Annotated in this window: 4 protein-coding genes; all 4 read left to right on the forward strand. The window is 72.5% G+C overall.

The window, feature by feature from the left end; all coding sequences use genetic code 11:
- Window positions 1–1,017, forward strand: a 1,017-nt coding sequence (locus I71_RS34880; RefSeq protein WP_148294187.1) for an iron chelate uptake ABC transporter family permease subunit, incomplete at its 5' end; no start/stop codon positions are given.
- Window positions 1,017–1,832: an iron chelate uptake ABC transporter family permease subunit gene (locus I71_RS34885; protein ID WP_049975993.1), complete on the forward strand. Its 816-nt coding sequence runs from the start codon at window positions 1,017–1,019 to the stop codon at window positions 1,830–1,832. The genes I71_RS34880 and I71_RS34885, both read left to right, overlap by 1 nt.
- Complete coding sequence (locus I71_RS08380) at window positions 1,829–3,553, forward strand: cyclic peptide export ABC transporter (RefSeq protein ID WP_083897047.1); 1,725 nt, start codon at window positions 1,829–1,831, stop codon at window positions 3,551–3,553. The genes I71_RS34885 and I71_RS08380 overlap by 4 nt, the downstream gene beginning before the upstream one ends.
- Entirely contained in the window at window positions 3,550–4,326 is a 777-nt protein-coding gene (locus tag I71_RS08385; RefSeq protein ID WP_042693776.1) for an ABC transporter ATP-binding protein, read from the forward strand. Before I71_RS08380 ends, I71_RS08385 begins: the two co-directional genes overlap by 4 nt.
- Window positions 4,327–4,435 lie beyond the last annotated feature (109 nt).

Below are 4,435 nucleotides of genomic sequence, written 5' to 3' on the forward strand. Positions count from 1 at the left end.
CGACGCCTGCTGCCGCGCCTGTGCGCCGGCCTGCTGTGCGGCGGCGCCCTCGGGCTGGCCGGGGTGCTGTTCCAGCAGGTCCTGCGCAATCCCCTGGCCGAGCCGTCGACCCTGGGCGTCGCCGGCGGTGCCCAGCTTGCGCTGATGGTGGCGGCAACGCTCCTCCCCGGCTTCGGCGGCTTCGGCAATCCCGGGCGCGGTCTGGTGGCGCTGGCCGGCGGGGCCGGGGCGGCGGCGCTGGTGGTCGGGCTGGCATGGCGGGCGGCGTTGAAGCCGGCCGTCGTCATTCTCGCCGGCCTTGCCGTCGGCCTGACCTGCAGCGCGCTGGCGAGCGGCCTGATGCTGTTCAACGGCGCCGGCTTCCAGGCCCTGTTCCTGTGGGCCAGCGGGTCGCTGAGCCAGAACGGCTGGGCGATCCCGCAGGCGCTGGCCCCGCAACTGGCGGCTGGGGCCGTCCTCGCCCTATTCCTGGCGCGGCCCCTCGCCCTGCTGGAGCTGGGGACGGAGGGCGCCGTCGGTCTCGGCGTTCCGGTGCGGGCTCTGCGGCTGGCGACACTGGCTCTGGCGGTGGCCCTGAGCACGGCGGTGGTCAGTGCCGCCGGGCTGATCGGTTTCGTCGGGCTGGCGGCACCGGCGATGGCACGGCTGGCCGGTGCCCGCAGCCTGCGGTCCCGTTTGGCCTGGGCGCCGCCGCTGGGTGCGGCGTTGCTGTGGCTGGCCGACGCGGCGGCGCAGGTGGCCTCGCAGGCTTCCGGCAACGGCGTCCGCGAGTTGCCGACCGGAACAGTGACGGCCCTGCTCGGGGCACCGCTGCTGCTGTGGCTGCTGACCCGATCCGGTGGCAGCGACGGTGGCCCGCCGGTTCCGGCCGAGCCGCCTGCACGGCGGCTGTCCCGGCCCGGTCCCTGGCTGCTGGCGGGACTGCTCGCCCTGCTGCTCGCCGCTTGTTGGCGCTGGCGCTGGGACAGGGGACCGGCGGCTGGCGCTGGAGTGGCTGGGAGGATCTGCAGCCCCTGATGTACTGGCGGGCGCCGCGCATGGCGGCGGGGATGGCCGCGGGGGCGATGCTGGGCACCGCCGGCGTGCTGCTGCAACGGCTGACCGGAAACCCGATGGCGGGGCCGGAGGTGTTGGGCATCGGCACCGGTGCGTCCTTCGGCGTCATCCTGCTGTATCTGGCGGCTCCCGCCTTCCCGATGGAGGCGCAGGTGGCCGCCGCCGGGGCCGGCGCACTGGCGACGCTCTGCGCGGTGCTGCTGCTCGGCCAACGGCACGGCCATGCGCCGGAACGGCTGCTGCTGACCGGCGTGGCGCTGACCACCGTCTTCGGCGCCGTGGTGGCGCTCCTGCTGTCGAGCGGCGATCCGCGTGCCTTCATCCTGTTCCGCTGGCTGACCGGATCGACCTATCTGGTGACCCCGGCCATCGCCATCGCCGCCTGGGCCGCCGCCCTGCCACTGCTGGCAGTGCCGCTGCTCTGCGCCCGCTGGCTGGAGATCCTGCCATTGGGAGAGGCGGCGGCGCGCGCGCTCGGCCTTCGGTTGCCGCTGGTGCGCGTCGTCGTCCTGCTGCTGGTCGCGGCGCTGACCACGGCGGCGACGCTGGTGGTCGGCCCGCTGAGTTTCGTCGGGCTGATGGCCCCGCATGCGGCCCGGCTGTGCGGCCTGCAACGGGCGCTGCCGCAACTGGCCGGGGCGGCGCTGGCCGGCGCCCTGGTCATGGTGCTGGCCGACTGGCTCGGCCGTGTCCTGCTGTTTCCCGCCCAGATGCCGGCCGGCCTGCTGGCGACCCTGCTGGGTGCCCCCTACCTTCTCTGGCTGTTGCGACGATGAACGACATCACTCCCTTACCCGGCGGCGATCCCGCCCGGGACCGCTTCGCGCTGCTCAGCGCGGTGTTGCGCCTGCTGCGCCCCCTCTGGCCGGCGACCCTGGCCGCGACCCTGCTGGGGGCGTCCGGCGGCCTCGCCACCGCGGCGCTGCTGGCGCAGGTCAATCGCGGCCTGCAGGCCGCCGACGGGATCGGCGCCGGCTTCCTCCTGGCCTTCGCCGGCCTGTGCGGACTGAGCGTGCTGGGCAAGGCGGCCGCCGGCGTCGGCAACAGCCTGGTCGGCCAGAAGCTGGTCGCGGCGCTGCGCAAGGACATCGCCGCCCGCATCCTGCGGGCACCGATCGCCGCCATCGAGCGGCAGCGGACGCACCGGCTGGTCGCCTCGCTGGTCAACGACGTGGAGGCGGTGAGCGTCTTCACTTTCAACGTCTCGGGCTATGCCGTGGCACTGACGGTGACGCTGGGCTGTTTCGGCTACCTGCTGGCGCTGTCGCCCGCCCTGCTGCTGCTGGTGCTGCTGGCGGTGACGGCAGGGATGCTGGTCACCCACCATGCGCGCCGTGCCTGGATGGCGGATTACGCCGATGTCCGCGACGCCCAGGACGATCTGCAGAAGCAATACCGCGCCATCACCGAGGGCGCCAAGGAGCTGCGCGTCGACCGGCCGCGCCGCCGCCGGGTGTTCGGAGACCTGCTGGGCGGGGCGGTGGACCGTATCGCCAGCCGCAAGAGCCACGCCATGCGCCTGTTCTGGACGGCGGATGCCGTCGGGTCCGGCCTGTTCTTCCTGGTCATCGGCATCATGCTGCTGCTGCGCGACCGGCTGGCGCTGGAGCCGGCGGTGGTCAGCGGCTTCACCATCGTGCTGCTCTACGTCAAGGGGCCGCTCGACCAGCTCGTCGGCGCCTTGCCGGCGCTGGGGCAGGCCCAGATCGCCTTCCGGCGGGTCGCCCGGCTCGCCGCCGATTTCGACGGGCACGAACCGGTGGCGCTGGTCGATCCCGGCGGACAGACGCCGGACCTGTGCCGGAGCATCGCGCTCGACGGTGTCTGCTACGCCTATCCGCCGGCGGATGAGGATGGCCGGCCGGGATTCGCGGTCGGTCCGATCGATCTGGAGATCCGGCGCGGCGAGATTCTGTTCATCGTCGGCGACAACGGGTCGGGCAAGACGACACTGATCAAGCTGCTGCTCGGCCTCTACGCGGCACAGGCGGGCGCCATCCGGCTCGACGGGCAACCGGTCGCGGAGGAGGCGCGCGACGATTACCGCCAGCTCTTCGCCACCGTCTTCACCGACTATTACCTGTTCGACGAGGTCGGAACCCCCGGCACCGGACTGCCGCCGGATGCGGAGCGCTACCTGGAGCGGTTGGACATCGCCCACAAGGTGTCGCTGCGCAATGGCGTCTTCTCCACCACCGACCTGTCGACCGGCCAGCGCAAGCGGTTGGCCCTGCTCAACGCCTGGGCGGCCGGGCGGCCGGTGATCGTCTTCGACGAATGGGCCGCCGACCAGGATCCCGGCTTCCGCCACCTCTTCTACACCGAGCTGCTGCCCGATCTGCGCCGCCAGGGCCGGGCGCTGGTGGTGATCTCGCACGACGACCGCTATTTCGGCGTCGCAGACCGGGTGGTCCACATGGCGGGCGGGCGGATCGCGCGGGTCTCCGCACAGACCGCGGAAAATCCCGACGATGTCGCAGGGAATGCCGAACGATGAGTGCCGCCTTCTTCGACCTGGACAATGTCGGCGCGGCCATCCCGGGCCGCACTTTGCTGCACCCGCTGACCCTGACGCTGGTTCCCGGCCGGGTCATCGGGCTGATCGGACACAACGGGTCGGGCAAATCGACCCTGCTGAAGCTGATGGCGCGCCACCTCACCCCGTCGACCGGAACGATCCGCTTCGAGGGCCGATCGCTCGGCACCTGGGAAAGCCGCGCCCTCGCCCGACGGCTCGCCTATCTGCCACAACAGACGCCCGCCGCCCCCGGCCTTCTCGGGCGCGAACTCGTGGCGCTCGGCCGCTACCCCTGGCACGGGCCGTTCGGACGCTTCGGTGCGGCCGACCGGCAGGCAGTGGACGACGCGATGACGCAAACCGGCATCGCCGACCTCGCCGGTCGGCCGGTCGATGCGCTGTCGGGTGGGGAGCGCCAGCGGGTCTGGTTGGCGATGATGGTGGCACAGCGGCCGGGTGCCCTGCTGCTGGACGAGCCGACCTCGGCTCTCGACATCGCGCATCAGGTGGAGATGCTGTCCCTGATCCGCCGTCTCGGCCGCGAGCATGGCCTCGGCGTGCTCATCGTCCTGCACGACGTGAACATGGCGGCCGCCTTCTGTGACGAGCTGCTGGCTCTGCACGGCGGCCGCCTGATCGCCCGCGGCGCACCGGACGACATCATGACCCCGGCGATGCTGGAGCGCATCTACGGCCTGCGCTTTGGGGTGATGCCGCATCCGGTCTCGGGCCGGCCGATCGGTTACGTCTGAACGGGGGCTTCAGAATGGGCCGGCCACTTGTCCGTGGCAGGGGAGCGCCGGCCGGACGTGCTGGCAGAGCGAAGGCCATCGTCAACGGCGCCCGGGCAGATGCCCCAAC

This window comes from Azospirillum sp. B506, from assembly GCF_000333595.1.
Taxonomy (GTDB): domain Bacteria; phylum Pseudomonadota; class Alphaproteobacteria; order Azospirillales; family Azospirillaceae; genus Azospirillum.